The sequence below is a fragment of the Flavobacterium sp. K77 genome, from assembly GCF_021608205.1.
Lineage (GTDB): Bacteria > Bacteroidota > Bacteroidia > Flavobacteriales > Flavobacteriaceae > Flavobacterium > Flavobacterium turcicum.
Window position 1 is genome coordinate 275,676 of record NZ_JAKIHO010000004.1, and the last position, 19,202, is coordinate 294,877.

Below are 19,202 nucleotides of genomic sequence, written 5' to 3' on the forward strand. Positions count from 1 at the left end.
AGTAAGTAATCAGCCTAAAATTTGAGTTTTAGCCATTGGTAAAGTTTCATTTTTGGTCCGCCCAAAATTTGCGATTTATAGATTCCAACGGAACCCGAAAACAGGTAAGCAACTGCGCAAGCCAGCGCAATATACATGCCACTTTCTATACCAAAAAGTTCAATGCCCATAACAGAGCAAGCAATAGGCGTGTGAGTTGCTCCTGAAAATACAGCAACAAAACCCATTCCTGCCAATAACGCAAGTGGTAAAGGCACAAACACAGATAAGGCGCTTCCTAAAGTAGCTCCGATAATAAATAAAGGAGTCACTTCGCCACCTTTAAAGCCAGCGCCTAGAGTAAAACTGGTAAATAGAATCTTTATGGCAAAATCTTGTATGGCATTTGCTTGTACAAATGCTCCCGTAAGCATTGGTATTCCTAAGCCAATGTACTTTGTAGTGTCAATTGCATAAACTACGCTTGCAATTACGATTCCTCCAATAAAAGGGCGTAATGGCGAATAAGTAACTAAACTGAATATAAGCGACCAAAATTGTGTACTTCTGGAGAATAGCATTGATGCAAATCCAAATAAAATACTGCATCCTACTACCCAAAAAATTACGCTCATGCTGATCTCGGGAACTTGTGGAATGTGATAGTGCGTATGTGAAACGGACCAAAGTAGTACGGTATAGTGCGCTACATAAGCAGTGATAAAACTCCAAATAATACTTTTTGGTTGTAAACCACTAAAATAAACAACTTCTAAAGCAAACAATGCACCTGCAAGCGGAGTACCAAAAACCGCCGCAAAACCTCCACTAATTCCCATAATCAAGATCGTTTTACGATCAATTGCCTCTAATTTAAAAACGTGTGTAAATTGATCAGCTATTGCTGCTCCCATTTGCACTGCGGTACCTTCTCGACCGGCTGAACCTCCAAATAGATGTGTTATCAAAGTTCCGATTAAAACTAATGGCACCATTTTTAAAGGAATCGTATTTTTGGGCTGATCGTATTCTTGTAAGATTAAATTATTTCCAGCAACTACACTTTGCCCGTAATAGTGGTAAGCTAAACCTATGAATAAGCCGCCTATTGGTAACAACCAAATAATTTCAGGTTGTAGTTCTCTAAGTTTTGTAACCCAATCTAAACTCACCAAGAAAAAAGCTGATGCGGATCCTGCTGCAATACCAATAAATAAGGCAAGCAAAAGCCATTGTGCTATTGCAATCAATTTTGGTGATAGTGGGGCAACATTCATACGGTTACAGACATTTTATTTACAAAAGTATTACTTTCTCAATAAAGACATGCCTCAAAAATAGGATATGATTTACTTTTAAGAGCCTTAACTCTTTTGTTTTTAAGTTTTGCGATTGTTTCTAATGGCATACTTTTTGGTGCCCACTAAAAAAAAATAGCCAAAGCAGTATCTTTTTGATTTTCTAAATAAGCAGAATCGAAAAATCTATTTTTTGGTGAGCAGGTACTAAAACTAGAAAAGTATTGTTATAAATGAAAGTTAAAGTATAGCAATTGGCCTTATTTTACACATTTCATTTTCTATTTTTAGGCCGGAAAAAATATTAAAAACGTTTAGTAACATATTATGAAAAGGATATTATTTTTACTCTTACTTTTAGGATGGTCTTACTCAGGACAGGCGCAGAGTGAGTTTAGTTCTAAATTTAAAGCCATTCCGCCAAAGAACAATACACCTAAAATAAAGAAAACAGCACCACCAAAAATTGATATCCCGCCTATCAGCTCGCCAAACACGCCAAAGGTGGTTAGCCCAAACCCGATTGTTACGGAGCCAAGCCTTCCAGAAAAGGAAATATCATTGATCCCTAAAAACGAATTTATTAATCCAGGAGATGTTGTACGAGATAAATTCAACAAAAAAGAACCGAATCCTGAAGGGGTTGTGTACCGACGAAATCAAGATTTAGGCAGTTTCCCCACAGGTTCAGTATCAGCCAAAGTAATGTATCGTGACGCGGCTTATGTTGATGGTGATTTAATTCGTGTGTATTTAAACGATAAGGTGATTCAGAATCAAGTGTATTTAGATTCAAACTACAAAGGTTTTGAAATCGTACTCGAAAAAGGTTTTAATAAAATTGATTTCGAAGCGATTAATCAAGGAAGTTCAGGTCCTAATACGGCCGAGTTCAAGGTCTATGATGACAAAGGAGCGCTAATATCAGCCAGTCAGTGGAATTTAGGTACCGGTTTTAAGGCGACTATCATTTTGGTAAAAGACTAAGTAGTCCTAGTATTAGATAAAAAAAAGACTCTTGATTTAGATTTCAAGAGTCTTTTTTTATGTCTTTTATTTTAGAAAGGATCAGCGGTCACTCTAAACTTCATTGCTGCATTTACAGTGATATCCTCCGTGATTGTTTCTTTAATCACTGCTCGAGTTCGTATTTTATAAGACGAGGCTTTTACATATTTATCTAGTTTTGCTGTGGTGCAAATTAAGTCTAATGTATTGGTCGTGCTGTTAATGTTATCTAGTTGTGCGAGTTCTATTTCGTCATTAGCATCTGTTGAAATATACAATACAATCGATTTTAAAAAGCTAAAATTTTTGCCAGATGGATTGGTAATGCTAACTCGCAATTGAGATAATTTGACATCCTTTACCAAATCAGCTCGAGTGTTGTTGTTTTCAAATGTGCTGCTAGAGTTGGTAGTTACTTCAGGTGTAACGATCGTTAAGGCTGAGCCAACCGGAAAGGCACTTTCGATTTTAAAACTAGTTTGATTTTCGATGTTAAAAGTTAATAAGTCGTCTATCACATTGCACGAAGTACAACATAAAAGTAGGGCTATTAGTCCTGTAAAAATGGAATTTTTCATTTAGATTTGTTTTTGTGTTTACTTAAATTGTCTTGGCATTTACGATATTTTTTGCAGTTGGGTTTAAAAATAATCGGCAAGACTATTTTTTTATCTCTCTTTCCAAAGAAATTGATTTTTTTTCAAAATTCAGTTTTTCAAATCAAAATATAAAAAGTATTTTTGCGCATGCAACACAACGTACTTATTTTAGATTTCGGATCGCAATACACACAGCTTATTGCGCGTAGAGTTCGCGAATTAAATATATTCTGCGAAATTTTCCCATTCAATAATTTTCCAACAGATTTATCTTCTTACAAAGCAGTAATTCTTGGTGGTAGTCCATTTTCAGTGAGAGCAGAAGATGCGCCTCACCCTGATTTATCTCAAATTAGAGGCAAGCTTCCTTTGTTAGCCGTTTGTTACGGAGCGCAATATTTGGCTCACTTTAATGGAGGCGAAGTAGCAGCATCGAACACTCGTGAATACGGTCGTGCCAACTTATCATTCATCAAACAAAATGAACTGTTTTTTGATGGCGTAGCTGAAAATAGCCAAGTTTGGATGAGTCATAGCGATAGTATCAAAGCGCTTCCAACCAATGGAGTGAAGCTAGCAAGTACTCATGATGTGGAATTTGCTGCTTATAAAATTGAAGGCGAGACTACCTATGCGATTCAATATCATCCTGAGGTTTTCCACTCGACGGATGGAGCAAAAATGCTCGAAAACTTTTTGGTAAAAATAGCCGAGGTTCCTCAAACCTTTACGCCAAATGCCTTCGTGCAGGATATGGTTGCCGAGTTAAAAGAAAAATTACAAGATGATAAAGTAGTATTAGGACTTTCAGGCGGAGTCGATTCAACTGTAGCTGCGGTACTTTTGAACCAAGCTATTGGTAAAAATTTATATTGCATTTTTGTAAACAACGGTTTGCTTCGTAAAAATGAGTTTCAGAATGTGTTAGACCAGTACAAAGGTATGGGCCTTAACGTTAAAGGCGTTGATGCGGGAGATCGTTTCTTGTCAGAATTGGCAGGTATCAGTGATCCTGAAACCAAAAGAAAAACAATCGGCCGCGTTTTTATTGAAGTTTTTGACGATGAATCAAAAATTATCGAAGACGTAAAATGGCTGGCTCAAGGAACTATTTATCCTGATGTTATTGAGTCAGTATCTGTTAAAGGTCCATCAGCAACCATAAAATCGCATCATAACGTAGGTGGCTTACCTGATTACATGAAATTAAAAATTGTTGAGCCATTGAGAATGCTTTTCAAAGATGAGGTTCGTAGAGTAGGAGCTTCCTTAGGTATCGATCCTGAATTGTTAGGCAGACATCCTTTTCCAGGTCCAGGTTTATCGATCAGAATTTTAGGAGATATTACACCAGAAAAAGTACAAATTCTACAAGATGTTGATGCTGTTTTTATTGATGGCTTAAAATCATGGGGATTATACGATAAAGTTTGGCAAGCAGGCGCCATTTTACTTCCTGTAAATAGTGTAGGAGTAATGGGTGACGAGCGTACTTATGAGAAAGTAATTGCGTTACGTGCTGTGGAATCAACAGACGGAATGACAGCTGACTGGGTACACTTACCGTATGAGTTTTTAATGAAAATATCAAATGATATTATTAATAAAGTGAAAGGGGTAAATAGAGTTGTTTATGATATTAGCTCTAAACCGCCAGCAACTATAGAATGGGAATAAGCAACCATCAAAACGCAGTTTTCCAGATTAATTTCACGCGGAATTAAAGTAAAATTGAGTTCTAATTGGTAAATACAACAAGTGACGGTATCAGATTTTTGGAATAAAATTTGATACCGTTGCTTCATTAATAGATTTGAATAATTTAGACAACAAATACAATGAAATATTTTTTTGCAATTTGCCTATCGGTTTTGATGTTTCACCAAAATGGTCAAGCACAAGCTAAATCAAGTACTCACAAGGTTGAAAAAGGAGAAACAATTAATCAAATTGCGCAGAAGTATCAAGTTACCCCTTTTGATATTTATCAGTTAAATCCTGATGCTCAAAGCGGCTTAAAACCCAATAGCGTTTTAATTATTCCAACAAAAGCAAGTAAGAAAGCAGTTGTTCCTGCTACTGCAAAAGCTAAAGTAACTTCGCATGAAGTGCAACCCAAAGAGACACTTTATGGGATTGAAAAAAAATACGGTATTACTGATGAGGCGCTGAAAGCCGCCAATCCATTTTTAGAATCAGAAGGGTTGCAAATTGGCCAGGTGCTAACTATTCCGGGTTCAGGAGAAATGAAAGCTGCTGCAAAACAAAAAGTAGAGCCAACTATTTTTCATACCGTACTTGCTAAAGAGACCAAGTATTCGATAGCAAAAAAATACGGACTTACCGTTGAAGAGTTAGAGAAAAAAAATCCTGAGATTGTTGCTAATTTGCCTGTTGAATATGAATTAACCATCAAAGGGAATACAAATAAAACGACAAAACCTACGGCAGTTGCAGAAGTTAAAAAAGAAGTTGCTGCTCCAGTACCGGCTGCCACTGTAGCTAAATTGAAATATGTGAGCTATGAGGTAAAACCAAAAGAAACGCTTTATAGTTTGTCAAAAATGGCAGGGATTTCACAAGAGGAGTTGTTGCAACAAAACCCAGCTTTGGCCAACGGAGTTGAGGTAGGGATGGAAATCAAAATTCCTGAAACAGCAGCAATATCAGCTTCTGCGGAAGCGAAAAAAGATTACGCAACAATCACCAAAAAAAGCAATGCTAAGAAAAAATTAGCTTTGCTGTTACCATTCAATATTTCTAAAATTGAAAACGACACGGTTAATTCAATCAGTTCTCGTATTAAAAAAGACAAGTTCCTGAACATGACTTTAGATTTTTATGCGGGTGCCATGATGGCTATTGACTCAGCAAAAGTTTTAGGCTTGAATATGGATATTAAAATTTTAGATTCGCAAGAAACCAAAAATAGTACTGCCGTTGCAGCTTTGATTAAATCGGAAGGTTTATCAAGTTTTGATGCTGTGATAGGACCATTTTATCAAAACAATGTCGAGAAAGCTGCCGAAATTTTAGCAGCTAATCAAGTTCCTGTAGTGTCGCCTTTATCTAAAGATTTGGGAGTTTCATATCCTAATTTAGTGCAATCTATTCCGGATCCTGTTGCGGTTAAAAATGCCGTTTTCGATTTTATGCGAAGTAAAGGCGGAAACATAATTGCTGTAGTGGATAAAAAGAAAGGTTCTGTGATTAAATATATTACTGATACACATCCTGATGTTCGATTCGCTCCTTTAACAGCGGCCGGAGGTATAACAGCAGAGAGTATCAAAGGCATGTTGAAAAAAGATAAAATCAATTATGTAATCATGGAAACGGCCAATACAGGAATGATCAAATCAACTGTTGCGAGCCTCATGAGCGCAATGGCAACGTATAAAGTGCAGCTAGTTATTTTAGAGCCAAATGAAACGCTAGATACGGACGAAATTAACTTCAATAATTTGGTGAAGTTAAAGTTGATGTATCCTTCGGTAACGCGTGAAAGTTATTCTGAACAAGCCGCCATTTTTGAAAAAGAGTTCAAGAAAAAAAATAAAAGTAATCCGAGCGTTTTTGCCATCCGAGGATTTGATGTGACATTTGATACTATGATGCGTTTGGCACAAGACAAAAGTTACTTAGAAACCGTTGGTAGTACCGCTACAGAACAAATGGATAACAAATTTGAATTTTATAAAAACAACGAGGGCGCTTTCATCAATAAAGGAATTTACATTTTGCAATACGAAAGCGATTTAACAATTAAAGAAGCCAAATAATGACATCTAAAGTAACCTATCTCGGAGATTTAAGAACATCATCGATTCATTTACAATCGGGAACAGAAATTATATCTGATGCACCATTAGATAACAATGGCAAAGGCGAGGCGTTCTCACCAACAGATACCGTAGCCAATGCGCTAGCCTCTTGTATGATGACCATCATGGGAATAAAAGCAAGAGATTTAGAAGTTGATCTTTCTGGGTCAATAGCTGAAGTAACTAAAATTATGAATGCCGAACCAAGACGAATAGGAGCAATTGAGATTGTTTTTGTACTCAAAGGAACGGATGACAGCAAGCAGAAAACAATATTAGAACGTGCGGCAATGACCTGTCCCGTTTTTTTGAGTTTGCATCCAGATATTGAAAAACGAATTACTTTTGATTGGATTTAAAAATAATTAAGAATGAAACAAAGAAGCAAGTACCGAAAGTTCTTGCTTCTTTTTTATAACACTATGGATCAAAATCAAAAACAGCTTATAAAACTGGCGCATACCAAAATGCCTTTCGGCAAATACGAAGGCTGGTTTCTCATTGATATTCCAGAGTATTATATTGTTTGGTATAGCAATAAAGGGTTTCCAAAAGGCGAATTGGGAGCACAATTACAATTGGTTTATGAATTGAAATTAAACGGCTTAGAAGATTTGATTCGCAATATTAAAAAGCAATATCCAAAGCCGTAACGGTACTTTTATACTTCAAAATCATTGGCAGAATACTCTTGTACGAACTCGTTTTTCAGACAATAAAAACTGAGAAACATATCTTCCAATAGTCCAATTAAATTTGTACTTTTGCCAAGTTTTTTACACAACTACAACACTAAACACAACACAAAACACAATACAATGAATCAAACGAAATATATTTTTGTTACTGGCGGTGTGACCTCTTCTTTAGGAAAGGGAATTATTGCTGCTTCATTAGCAAAATTATTACAAGCAAGAGGTTACCGCACTACTATTCAAAAATTCGATCCGTATATTAATGTCGATCCAGGAACGCTAAATCCTTACGAACACGGAGAATGTTACGTAACGGATGATGGTGCTGAAACCGACTTAGATTTGGGGCACTACGAACGTTTTTTAAATGTTCCAACCTCTCAAGCAAATAACGTAACTACAGGTAGAATTTATTTATCTGTTATTGAAAAAGAAAGACGTGGTGAGTTTTTAGGTAAAACGGTGCAAGTTGTACCTCACATCACAAACGAAATAAAAGATAGAATGCAGTTGCTAGGCAATTCGGGCGATTACGATATTGTAATTACTGAAATTGGAGGAACTGTAGGAGATATTGAGTCTCTTCCTTACATTGAATCCGTACGTCAATTGGTATGGGAGTTAGGAGAGCACAACGGAATTGTGATTCACCTAACGCTTGTGCCATATTTGGCTGCAGCTGGAGAATTAAAAACAAAACCAACACAACACTCTGTAAAAACCTTGATGGAAAGTGGTATCAAAGCCGATATCTTGGTATGCAGAACAGAACACGAAATTACGGAGGAGTTGCGCAACAAATTAGCACTGTTTTGTAATGTAAAAAGAGAAGCTGTGATTCAGTCGATTGATGCTTCTACTATCTACGAAGTACCTAATTTAATGTTGGAAGAAGGGCTTGACGTAGTGGCTTTGAAAAAATTAGATTTACCTAAAAAAGCAGCTCCAGATCTTAAAAATTGGAACATCTTTTTAAAGCGTTTAAAAAATCCAAAGCACACCGTAAATATCGGTTTGGTTGGTAAATACGTAGAAATGCAAGATTGCTATAAGTCGATTTTGGAGGCCTTCATACATGCAGGTGCTGCCAATGAGACAAAAGTTAATGTAATTTCTATTCACTCTGAGCATATCGATGCGAGTACCATCAAAGAAAAATTCGCCAATTTAGATGCTATTCTAGTAGCGCCAGGTTTTGGTGAGCGTGGTATCGAAGGAAAAATTGCTGCGGTACAATATGCACGTGAAAATAAGGTTCCGTTTTTCGGAATTTGTCTTGGGATGCAAATGGCAGTTATTGAGCACGCTCGTAACGTTTTGGGGTATTCCGATGCCAATTCAACCGAAATGAATGCACACACAGCTCATCCTGTGGTGAATTTGATGGAAGAACAAAAAACAGTGACAGATAAAGGCGGTACAATGCGTTTAGGCGCCTGGAAGTGCGACATTAAAAAGGATTCGTTAGCATACAAAATTTATGGAACAGATTCGATTTCTGAACGCCACCGTCACCGTTACGAATACAACAGTAGCTATGTAGAGCAATTGCATAATGCAGGATTATTGGCCACGGGTACAAATCCTGATACGGGATTGGTTGAGATCGTAGAGATTAAAGATCATCCGTTTTTCATTGGTGTACAATACCACCCAGAATACAAGAGTACAGTTGCTAATCCGCACCCAATTTTTGTAAATTTTGTTGCTGCTGCGGTGCAAGCAAAAAAGAAATAGTAGGTTGCTTTTGAAACAAATTTTGCAACTTGCTACTAACAGTGTAAACACTTTTAAATATTATAATGGAACAAAAGAAATTTGACCTTAATTCGATTATTGGTTTTGCCTTGATTTTTGGAATCTTGGCTTACATCACGTACACCAACCAACCCGATCCAAAGGTAGTTGCTGCTGAAAAAGCACAAAAGGAATTGTTGATTCAAAAAGCAAAAGCAAAAGAAATTGAAATAAAAGCAGTTGAAAAAGCAGCAATGGCTGTAGCAACAACAGGCGACTCAACTCAATTGGCACAATTACAAAAATCATTAGGAAGTTTTGCCTATTCTGCTACTTTACCGTCTGCAAAAGGAGGAGTTACAACCCTAGAAAATGAGGTTTTAAAACTTACCGTTGCAAATAAAGGAGGATACATTGTAGAAGCTACCTTGAAAGGTTTTGAAAAATACAAAAAAGGTTCAGGCGAGATTGTTCAATTGATTAAGGACAATAATGCAAGTTTGAATGTACAGTTGATGACTAATGACAATCGTACCCTCAATACAAAAGACCTTTATTTTGAGCCGAGTTTAACGAAAATTGGTGAGGATCAAATTTTATCCATGAAATTGAAAGCTGGCGCAAATGAATTTCTAGAGTACAAATACATTTTAAAACCAAAAGATTACATGATTGGTTTTGATATTCGTTCTCAAGGATTGAATAAAGTAATTAGTACTGCAAAACCTTTAGACTTAGAATGGAGTTTAAAAGCATTCAGAAATGAAAAAAGTATTTCTTACGAGAACAAATACACTGAAATTTATTTTGAACACAAAGATGGCAAAGTAGATTACGCAGGCCTAGGCGCTGAAGAAAAAGAAGAATTGGAACAACCAACTTTCATTGCTTTCAAGCAGCACTTTTTTAGTTCAATATTAGTTTCTAAAACGCCTTTTGAAAATGCAGTTGTAAGTTCAAAAAATTTAGTAATTAACGAGGAAGTTGATACTACTTTTACGAAATCATTCAACGCTAATTTACCTTTGGCTTTTACCAATGGTGAAATTGATTATAAGTTGAATTGGTACATGGGACCATCTGACTACAAGACTTTATCAAACTATGATTTAAATCTTGAAAAAATTATTACTCTTGGTTGGGGAATCATCGGTTGGATCAACAGATTTATTTTTGTACCTCTTTTTGGTTTCTTAGGATCATACATCGCATACGGAATTGCAATTATCATTTTTACAATCTTGATTAAATTAGCAATGTCGCCAATTACTTTTAAATCGTTCCTTTCACAGGCTAAAATGAAAGTATTGCGTCCTGAAATTGCTGAGTTGGGTGAAAAGTTTAAGAAAGATCCAATGAAAAAGCAGCAAGAAACGATGAAATTGTACAACAAAGCTGGTGTGAACCCAATGGCGGGATGTATTCCTGCTTTGATTCAAATGCCTTTCTTGATGGCTTCGTTTCAGTTTTTTCCATCTGCTTTTGAGTTAAGACAAAAAAGCTTTTTATGGGCTGACGATTTATCGTCGTTTGATGAAGTAGTAAAGTTACCATTTCACATTCCGTTGTACGGTGACCACATCAGTTTGTTTCCAATTTTTGCAGCTATCGCCATTTTCTTCTACATGAAAATGACAAGCGGTGATCAGCAAATGGCGGCACCACAGCAAGAAGGAATGCCAGATATGGCTAAAATGATGAAAATCATGATTTATGTTTCTCCAATCATGATGTTGTTATTCTTTAATAGTTATGGTGCAGGATTGAGTTTGTATAACTTTATTTCAAACTTGATTACTATTGGAATCATGATCGTAATAAAAAAGTATTTTATTGATGGAGATAAAATTCATGCTCAAATTCAAGAAAACAAGTTGAAAGAGCCAAAAAAGCAAGGTAAATTCCAGCGTAAATTGCAAGAAGTGATGGAACAAGCCGAAGCTCAAAAAGCTTTAGATAAAAAGAATAAACAATAAAGTTCAAATTTAAAAACCTCAATATTTTTATTGAGGTTTTTTTTATTTCTCATTCAAGAAAAAGTTTAGTTTAAAATTGCTTTTTTGTTTCTTTTGCTTTTTGTTTCAAAAATTGAATCAGGTCAAAATGGTAAAAGTTTTAATTTATAATGTTTAAAATTTCTAGTTTTGCAGTACTAAATTCGGAAAATTAGAGTTGTTATAGACAGCATAAATAGTAGTAAATATGATTAAGTTTAAAAGTAATATTTTTTTGTTTTTCATTGTTTTAATGACTTTTGGGATAGCCCATTCTCAAGCCGATTTTAATAAAATGGATCCACAAGGTAAAAAGCACGGATTATGGAAAGGCTTTTACGAGCAATCCAAACGGCCTCGTTACGAGGGGATTTTTGAGCATGGTAAAGAGGTGGGTGTTTTTTATTTTTATGATGACACCAAAGCAAAATCAATCATTGCTACCCGAGAGTTTAATACAAAAGACAATGGAGCGTACACTACATTTTTTGATCAAAATAAAAATAAAGTGAGCGAGGGCAATGTAGTGAACAAACTTTTTGAAGGGGTTTGGACTTACTACCACAAAGACTCAAAAAACATCATGACTACAGAATTTTACAAAAAAGGCAAGCTCGAAGGTATTCGGAAAGTTTTTTTTATCAGTGGAGCTTTGGCTGAAGAAATCACTTTTACAAATAATTTAAAAAATGGGCTGTACAAGAAATATACTGAGCGTGGAGTTGTTTTAGAAGAATCAAATTATAAAAATGACCAATACGAAGGAAAAGCCATCTTTAGGGATGTCTTCGGTAATATCGTTTCGCAAGGTATGTTTGTTCAAGGTAAAAAAGCGGGAATGTGGCAGTTTTTTGAGAAAGGCAAATTGGTTAAAGAAACCAATATGAGTGCGCTTTCTAAAATGATAAAAGTCAAAACAAATTAACGCCATTTTCAGCAATAGGAGTACTAAATGTTTTTGTACCTTTGCACCCTTGTAAAATTTTAATTTTTCCAAAATGAAACGTGTAGTTGTAGGTCTTTCTGGTGGTGTCGATTCAAGTGTTGCTGCGTATTTATTGCAAAAGCAGGGCTATGAGGTGATTGGGCTTTTTATGAAAAATTGGCACGACGACTCGGTTACCATTTCAAACGAATGTCCATGGCTTGAAGATAGCAATGACGCTTTGTTGGTTGCTGAAAAGCTTGGAATTCCTTTTCAAACGGTTGATTTGAGCGAACAATACCAAGAGAAAATCGTTGACTACATGTTTAATGAGTACGAAAAAGGAAGAACTCCAAATCCTGATGTGCTTTGTAATCGCGAAATCAAGTTTGATGTTTTTATGAAAATCGCATTAAGTCTTGGTGCAGATTATGTTGCAACGGGCCATTATTGTAGAAAGACAGAATTTGAACAAGACGGAAAGCTTATTTACCAATTAAAAGCTGGTGCCGACAATAACAAGGATCAGTCTTATTTTTTATGCCAATTATCGCAAGAGCAATTAGCGAAGTCGTTATTTCCTATCGGAGAATTGACCAAGCCAGAAGTGCGCGAAATTGCTGCAGAAATGGAATTGGTAACTGCAGAAAAGAAAGATTCACAAGGTTTATGCTTTATCGGAAAAGTACGTTTACCTGAATTTTTACAACAAAAATTACAACCTAAAGAAGGTTTGATTGTTCAAGTTGACAAAAATGATCCAATCTACCAAACCGAATTACCAGCGGATAGGACAACAGAACAAGAATTACAATATCATGCTGCCAAAAGAAACTACAATCCGCAAATGGGAAAAGTAGTAGGAAAACACCAAGGTGCTCATTACTTTACTAACGGACAAAGAAAAGGCTTGAACGTTGGCGGTACTACTGATCCTTTATTTGTAATTGCAACTGATGTTGATACAAATACTATTTACACTGGGCTAACAAGTCAGCATCCTGGTTTATTTAAAAAAGGTCTCCGAATTGCCACCGAAGAAATTCACTGGATCAGAGAAGATTTAGCGCTAAAAAATGGCGATACAATGGAGGTGATGGCTCGAATCAGATACCGTCAACCATTGCAAAAAGCTACACTTCATGAATTAGAAAGCGGTTTGTATCTATTATTTGAAGAACCTCAATCTGCCATCACCGAAGGTCAATTTGCTGCTTGGTACCATGACGATGAATTAATAGGCTCAGGAGTTATTTCCTAATGAAATTCTAGGAATTGCCTTTTTCATTTGATGCAAGAATAGTATCTTTATAAAAAATAAGAAAGATGAAAAAGCGCTACCTACTATTTTTTTTCCTAATCTCTCTGTCGTGTCTTGCGCAACAAGATGCATGGGTTTACTTTAAAGACAAGCCAAGTGCAGCAACTTTTCTTGAAACACCAACAAAGATGCTTTCCCCACGTTCATTGGAGAGGAGGTCAACTCAAAAAATAGCGTTGGATTTGCGCGATGTGCCTTTAGAAAATGCTTATAGATTGCAAGTTCGCAATATAATTGGAATCAGCATTCTCGCTCAGTCAAAGTGGTTGAATGCGTTACATGTTCGTGGTTCGCAAGCCAATATCAACGCACTTAAAAATTTAGCATTTGTTTCAAGTATTGATTTTGCAGATAAATCTTTAAATCAAAATTCCGGTGCCAAGAAACTAGCGACTTCTAAAAAAACACTGAAAACTGAAAAAACCAAAGTCGAGTATGCCTACGGATCTTCTTCTAACCAAATTAAAATGTTACAAGGTGATCTCATGCACCAACAAAACTTTACTGGTGCAGGAAAAATAATTGCTGTTATGGATTCAGGTTTTCCTGGAGTCAACACAGCATTACCTTTTAAACGTTTGCGCGATAATAATCAAATTTTAGGTGGATACAATTACGTGCAACGTAATCCTAACTTTTACTCAGGAGGCTCGCACGGTACATCAGTTTTATCTACTATGGGTGGTTATACTGAAAATGTGCTTGTTGGTACTGCTCCCGATGCTTCATATTATCTTTTTATTACCGAAAATGAATCTTCAGAAAATCCCGTCGAAGAATCGCTTTGGGTTGAAGCGGCCGAAAAAGCAGATAGTTTGGGAGTTGATGTAATCAATACTTCATTGGGATATTTTGATTTTGATAATCCAGCTTACAACCATACTTATAGCGAAATGAACGGAAGAACCGCATTCATGTCGCGCGCCGCTGATATTGCTTTTGATAAAGGGATGTTGGTTGTAACTTCGGCAGGAAATTCGGGTAATTTGTCTAGTCCAACTATCGCCGTTCCAGCTGATGCTATTTCTGTACTTGCAATTGGTGCGGTAAATTCATCAGAAGTTAGAACTTCATTTAGTTCAATCGGACCTTCTTTTGACGGTCGGATTAAACCAGAAGTGATGGCGCAAGGGCAAGCGGCAGTTGTTTCGGATGAATTTGGTAATTCGAGAACAGCCAATGGTACTTCCTTCTCCAGTCCGATTATGGCTGGTTTAGTAGCCTGCTTGTGGCAAGCGCTTCCGCAAAAAACAAACAAAGAAATTCGAGACATTATTATTCGATCTGCTGATAGATTTTTAATTCCCGATAATCAATACGGTTATGGCGTCCCTGATTTCGCAGCAGCTCTCACTACCAATTTGGGTCTAACGTTTCCAAGTCAGGAGAGTTTAGTGGTCTTCCCAAATCCTGCTGCGGACTTTGTTACTGTACAAATTCCCACAAGTGCTACATATGGGTCGTTTAGTGTTTATAATGTTTTGGGACAAAAAATGATTGAGCAGACTATTTCTCAATCGACCACAGATATAAATCTTCAAAGTATAACCAACGGTATTTATTTCTACAGATATCTTTCCGCCGACTATTCTGCATCAGGAAAATTAGTAAAACAATAATTTTTAATTTAAAAAATGAATAAGATTACCTCTCTTTTCAATATAAAATACCCAATCATTCAAGGTGGAATGATCTGGAACAGTGGATACAAATTAGCAAGTGCGGTTAGTAATGCTGGTGGTTTAGGATTAATTGGTGCGGGATCAATGTATCCGGAGGTTTTGCGTGAACATATTCAAAAATGCAAACTGGCAACTTCAAAACCTTTTGGCGTGAACATCCCAATGCTTTATCCTAATATTGATGAGATTATGAAAATCATCATTGACGAAAATGTAAAAATTGTATTTACATCGGCCGGTAATCCCAAAACATGGACTTCCTTTTTAAAGCAACATGGTATAACTGTTGTACACGTCGTGAGTAGTTCCGTTTTTGCCCTAAAGGCACAAGATGCGGGTGTAGATGCAGTAGTTGCTGAAGGTTTTGAAGCGGGCGGACATAATGGTCGCGAAGAAACGACAACATTGACCTTGATTCCGATGGTGAAAGAGAAAATTACGATTCCGCTCATTGCTGCCGGAGGTATCGCTACCGGTGCTGGAATGCTTGCCGCTATGACTTTGGGTGCTGATGGTGTTCAGGTAGGGAGTAGGTTTGTAGCATCAACAGAATCATCTGCGCACATTGATTTTAAAAACACTGTAGTTGAAACAAAGGAGGGTGGAACACAGTTAACTCTAAAAGAATTAGCGCCAGTGCGATTAATTAAAAATAAATTCTTTGATGATGTACAACGTTTGTATGAAACAGCACCAACAAAAGAAGAATTACAAACACTTCTGGGTAGAGCCCGCGCTAAAAGAGGAATGTTTGAAGGCGATTTAATTGAAGGAGAACTTGAAATTGGTCAAATTGCAGGCCTTATCCACGACATCAAACCAGCTGCAGCAATTATTGACGAAATGATTGCCGATTTTGAAAAAGCAAAACAACGTGTAGCTCAGCTAAATTTTTAAATGATGACTAAATTACAATTTATAGCTCTCGTGGGAATGTTTTGCGCAGGCATAACTACCGCCTCTGCGCAAACCTACAAATTTAAAACCTCTGGTTTTAGTGTACTCGAGAAAAATGATAAAGGGAAATGGGGCAAGTGGTCTGATTTAAATCTAACCAATTTACTAGTAACTTTAGACACTAACAAAAGCCGCATTGTAGTTTACTCGCAAATTATTCAACTATTTGAAATTATAGAGTACCATCCTGCGGAAGAAAATGAAACTGATTTAGTGTATGGCTTTACGTGTAAAAACAACGAAGGTGAAGATTGCACCTTATCCATAATTACCAGAAAAAAACAAGACAACCGCAAGCAATTGTATATTACTTACGATAACCGCGTCATTGTTTACAATATCTTTAATATGTAATGACGCAGTTAAAGCGATTACACAATTTCAATGTCCTTTATAAATTCATCGTATTCCTGAAAAAATAGTTCAAGGGCGTTCATTTTTTCAAAGTAAAATGAAAAAATAGCGTCCCAATTATTCCTGTTGCTCACGCCAACGCCAGTCAATTCAACCCAAATTCTGCTGATGGTTTTGCCGCTTTCTAAAGTGTAGTCGCGTTCATAGACCAAATTTTTTACAAACTCATCCTCTAAAATTGATTTCAAGGCTTCTAGTTTTTCAAAGTAAGCAATACGTTTTTCAGTACTTCTGGGTTCAATGTCAATTAAAACTTGGGCTTTTTTATTGTCAACGTAAAATTTAAAAGAGAAATCTTTGATTTTAGTATCGTACAAAACCCATTTTCTTGGATATTTTTCTGCAAATGCTACCCAAAATTCGCGCTTCAATCGTTGTGTTTCTTCTTTACTATACATATCAATTGTTTTTTGTTCCCTTTTATTTCTTGTGCAGTTCTAATTTGTGAACTACATTTAGGCTTATTTTTCAATCTACAAAAATAGAATTTGATTATGGATTTTCAATATTTATTACAATTTGTTCCACAATTAGCTCAAGCTGAATTGCCTGCGTTCGATGCGCATATCAAAATGGCTCCTGTTGAACGCATTCCATCTTTAACAGAGTGGTCTTCGCAACAAATAAATCCAAAACAGGCAGCGGTCATGATGCTTTTGTATCCAAAAGACGGAATTACTCATTTGGTTTTGATCCTCAGAAATTCATACAATGGAGTTCATTCTTCTCAAATTGCTTTTCCGGGAGGCAAATTTGAATTGGATGATCCTGATTTTGCTTTTACTGCCTTGCGCGAAACAGAAGAGGAAATAGGAGTAGTCATGGATTATATTGAAATCGTTAAACCTTTTACTAGTTTGTACATTCCGCCAAGTAATTTTTTAGTGCATCCATTTTTAGGGATTAGTAAACAAGAGTTGGTATTTGCACCGCAAGCCAGTGAAGTAGCAGGCATAATAGAATTACCATTACAAGTATTTTTAGACGATGCTATTGTTGTAACAACAAATCTGGACACTTCTTCGGTAAAAAACAGTACCGTTCCTGCTTTTAATGTTGAGGGACATATGGTCTGGGGAGCAACGGCTATGATGCTCAGTGAGTTAAAAGAGGTTTTAATTAAATATATCAAATAAAAGCACTTTAAATTGTAGTTAAAGGCAGTTGAAAATAGCAACAAAATATATTTTTGTAAGTTTGCTTTTCAAATCATTTAAATAAATACTAGTTATGGGATTGTTGAAAAGAAATCCTTTTGGTCATATACTCTTCCTCAAAAAATGGTTAATCCGTATTTTTGGCGCTGTCACGCACCGCCGTTACAGAGGCTTTAACGAATTGCAAATAGAAGGTTCTGAGATTATTCGCAACCTGCCAGACCAAAACGTACTTTTTATTTCCAATCATCAAACTTATTTTGCTGATGTCGTGGCTATGTTTCATGTTTTTAACGCAAGCTTAAGCGGGCGCGAAAACAATATTGTAAATGTCGGTTATCTGTGGCAGCCAAAAATGAACATATATTATGTAGCAGCAAAAGAAACCATGAGAGCAGGACTACTGCCTCGCATTATGGCATATGCAGGTGCAATATCGGTTGAGCGTACGTGGCGAGCAAAAGGAGTCGATGTTCAAGAGAAAAAAGATATCAATCCTGATGATACCGAAAATATCAAGATCGCTCTCAAAGACGGTTGGGTAATCACCTTTCCACAAGGTACTACCAAATCATTTAAGCCAGTTCGTAAAGGAACTGCGCACATCATAAAACAACACAGACCAATTGTGGTTCCTATAGTGATTGACGGTTTCCGCCGCTCTTTTGACAAAAAAGGGCTTCGCATGAAGAAGAAGGGCATTTTACAATCTTTCATTATTAAGGAGCCGTTAGAAATAGATTACGATAACGATACCATCGAAGAGATTGTAGAGAAAGTAGAGTACGCCATCGAACAACATCCTTCATTCCTTAAAGTTATTCCTGCCGAAATTATTCAAGAGCAAGAAGAACTTAATAAAACCCGCCGTTGGGATTATTAAATCAATAGCTAAATTTTTGGCGTTCCGCCTTACTTGCTCTTGCCTTTTGTTAGGGCAAGATCAAGAATGGCGTCGGGCTATTCGCTGCAAGTCCTCGCCACTCCCTCAAGACGGTCGTGTCTGTGGGCTTTGCGCTGCTATCCCTAACGCGAGCTTCACTTATTGATGACGAATTTTGCAATAGCTACCTATATATATAGTAAAGCTTTATTGAAGACTATATAGGAAGACCAATTACCAAATCACGGTCCAAATCCCTAAGTAAACACCCAAAACCACCCTAACGATCGTATTGATCAAAAAAACTTCCTAGTTAACCCCTTTGATTTTAAGTTACTTAAAAAATAGTTTTAAATTAAGTTTAAAAAAGGCTTGTAAAAGCGAATAAAGGTTGTAGTTTTGCACCCGCAATCACGGCAACGTTCTTATAAAAACTGGAAACAAACCAAGAAACATTTTTTAAAAAAAAAAATGTAAAAAGTTTGCCAGAGTTAAAATAGATGTTACCTTTGCACCCCGCAATAGAGCAGAGTTCTTACTACATATTGAGAGAAAAAGGAAAGAAACTTTCGAAAAACATTTTCGAAAAAAACTTTAAATTTTTCTTGCATAGTTAAAAAGAAATTTCTACTTTTGCACCCGCTTTTAGACACACGAAAAGCGAAAAAAAAACAAAGAAGAATACGTTCCTAGACATATTGAATTGACAGCCGTTCCGATGCAAATCGG

17 protein-coding genes are annotated in these 19,202 nt (G+C 36.4%); 14 read left to right on the forward strand and 3 right to left on the reverse strand.

Annotation, left to right across the window (positions count from 1 at the left end):
* Positions 1 to 14 precede the first annotated feature (14 nt).
* A complete protein-coding gene (locus L1S34_RS09990) occupies positions 15 to 1,256 on the reverse strand; it encodes a chloride channel protein (protein ID WP_236363906.1) in 1,242 nt (413 codons plus the stop codon).
* A 348-nt stretch (positions 1,257 to 1,604) separates the two neighbouring features.
* Between L1S34_RS09990 and L1S34_RS09995 the strand changes: the two genes are divergently transcribed.
* A complete protein-coding gene (locus tag L1S34_RS09995) occupies positions 1,605 to 2,264 on the forward strand; it encodes a hypothetical protein (RefSeq protein ID WP_166136956.1) in 660 nt (219 codons plus the stop codon).
* A 71-nt stretch (positions 2,265 to 2,335) separates the two neighbouring features.
* On the opposite strand, the gene L1S34_RS10000 is transcribed toward L1S34_RS09995, so the two are convergent.
* Positions 2,336 to 2,863, reverse strand: a complete 528-nt coding sequence (locus L1S34_RS10000; RefSeq protein WP_236363907.1) for a hypothetical protein — start codon at positions 2,861 to 2,863, stop codon at positions 2,336 to 2,338.
* A 168-nt stretch (positions 2,864 to 3,031) separates the two neighbouring features.
* Between L1S34_RS10000 and guaA the strand changes: the two genes are divergently transcribed.
* From guaA to L1S34_RS10055, 11 genes are all read left to right on the forward strand, one after another.
* Positions 3,032 to 4,561: a glutamine-hydrolyzing GMP synthase gene (guaA, locus tag L1S34_RS10005; RefSeq protein ID WP_236363908.1), complete on the forward strand. Its 1,530-nt coding sequence runs from the start codon at positions 3,032 to 3,034 to the stop codon at positions 4,559 to 4,561.
* 161 nt (positions 4,562 to 4,722) lie between these two features.
* On the forward strand, positions 4,723 to 6,666 hold the full coding sequence (locus L1S34_RS10010; RefSeq protein WP_236363909.1) for a PBP1 and LysM peptidoglycan-binding domain-containing protein: 1,944 nt from the start codon (positions 4,723 to 4,725) through the stop codon (positions 6,664 to 6,666).
* Positions 6,666 to 7,067, forward strand: coding sequence for an OsmC family protein (locus L1S34_RS10015; protein WP_236363910.1), 402 nt, complete (start codon positions 6,666 to 6,668; stop codon positions 7,065 to 7,067). The genes L1S34_RS10010 and L1S34_RS10015 overlap by 1 nt, the downstream gene beginning before the upstream one ends.
* 63 nt (positions 7,068 to 7,130) lie before the next feature.
* Positions 7,131 to 7,361, forward strand: coding sequence for a DUF3820 family protein (locus tag L1S34_RS10020; protein ID WP_236363922.1), 231 nt, complete (start codon positions 7,131 to 7,133; stop codon positions 7,359 to 7,361).
* 165 nt (positions 7,362 to 7,526) lie between these two features.
* Positions 7,527 to 9,140, forward strand: coding sequence for a CTP synthase (locus L1S34_RS10025; RefSeq protein WP_236363911.1), 1,614 nt, complete (start codon positions 7,527 to 7,529; stop codon positions 9,138 to 9,140).
* 65 nt (positions 9,141 to 9,205) lie between these two features.
* On the forward strand, positions 9,206 to 11,116 hold the full coding sequence (yidC, locus tag L1S34_RS10030; RefSeq protein ID WP_166136975.1) for a membrane protein insertase YidC: 1,911 nt from the start codon (positions 9,206 to 9,208) through the stop codon (positions 11,114 to 11,116).
* Between the two features lie 226 nt (positions 11,117 to 11,342).
* On the forward strand, positions 11,343 to 12,059 hold the full coding sequence (locus L1S34_RS10035) for a toxin-antitoxin system YwqK family antitoxin (RefSeq protein ID WP_236363912.1): 717 nt from the start codon (positions 11,343 to 11,345) through the stop codon (positions 12,057 to 12,059).
* Between the two features lie 73 nt (positions 12,060 to 12,132).
* Positions 12,133 to 13,320, forward strand: a complete 1,188-nt coding sequence (mnmA, locus tag L1S34_RS10040) for a tRNA 2-thiouridine(34) synthase MnmA (protein ID WP_236363913.1) — start codon at positions 12,133 to 12,135, stop codon at positions 13,318 to 13,320.
* A 65-nt stretch (positions 13,321 to 13,385) separates the two neighbouring features.
* Positions 13,386 to 14,999: a S8 family serine peptidase gene (locus tag L1S34_RS10045; protein WP_236363914.1), complete on the forward strand. Its 1,614-nt coding sequence runs from the start codon at positions 13,386 to 13,388 to the stop codon at positions 14,997 to 14,999.
* A 15-nt stretch (positions 15,000 to 15,014) separates the two neighbouring features.
* Positions 15,015 to 15,959 (forward strand): NAD(P)H-dependent flavin oxidoreductase, encoded by a 945-nt coding sequence (locus L1S34_RS10050; RefSeq protein WP_236363915.1) that lies wholly within the window; start codon positions 15,015 to 15,017, stop codon positions 15,957 to 15,959.
* Positions 15,960 to 15,962: 3 nt separating this feature from the next.
* The gene (locus tag L1S34_RS10055) at positions 15,963 to 16,373 is read left to right on the forward strand and encodes a hypothetical protein (RefSeq protein WP_370637605.1); all 411 of its coding nucleotides are present in this window, start codon (positions 15,963 to 15,965) and stop codon (positions 16,371 to 16,373) included.
* Positions 16,374 to 16,390: 17 nt separating this feature from the next.
* Here L1S34_RS10055 and L1S34_RS10060 read toward each other — a convergent pair whose 3' ends face one another.
* Positions 16,391 to 16,831 carry a DUF4268 domain-containing protein gene (locus L1S34_RS10060; RefSeq protein WP_166136987.1) on the reverse strand — a complete coding sequence of 147 codons (441 nt, stop codon included), beginning with the start codon at positions 16,829 to 16,831 and terminating at the stop codon, positions 16,391 to 16,393.
* 96 nt (positions 16,832 to 16,927) lie between these two features.
* Between L1S34_RS10060 and L1S34_RS10065 the strand changes: the two genes are divergently transcribed.
* Positions 16,928 to 17,569, forward strand: coding sequence for an NUDIX hydrolase (locus L1S34_RS10065; RefSeq protein ID WP_236363916.1), 642 nt, complete (start codon positions 16,928 to 16,930; stop codon positions 17,567 to 17,569).
* 94 nt (positions 17,570 to 17,663) lie between these two features.
* Positions 17,664 to 18,473, forward strand: a complete 810-nt coding sequence (locus tag L1S34_RS10070) for a lysophospholipid acyltransferase family protein (protein WP_236363917.1) — start codon at positions 17,664 to 17,666, stop codon at positions 18,471 to 18,473.
* The last annotated feature ends 729 nt before the right edge of the window (positions 18,474 to 19,202 follow it).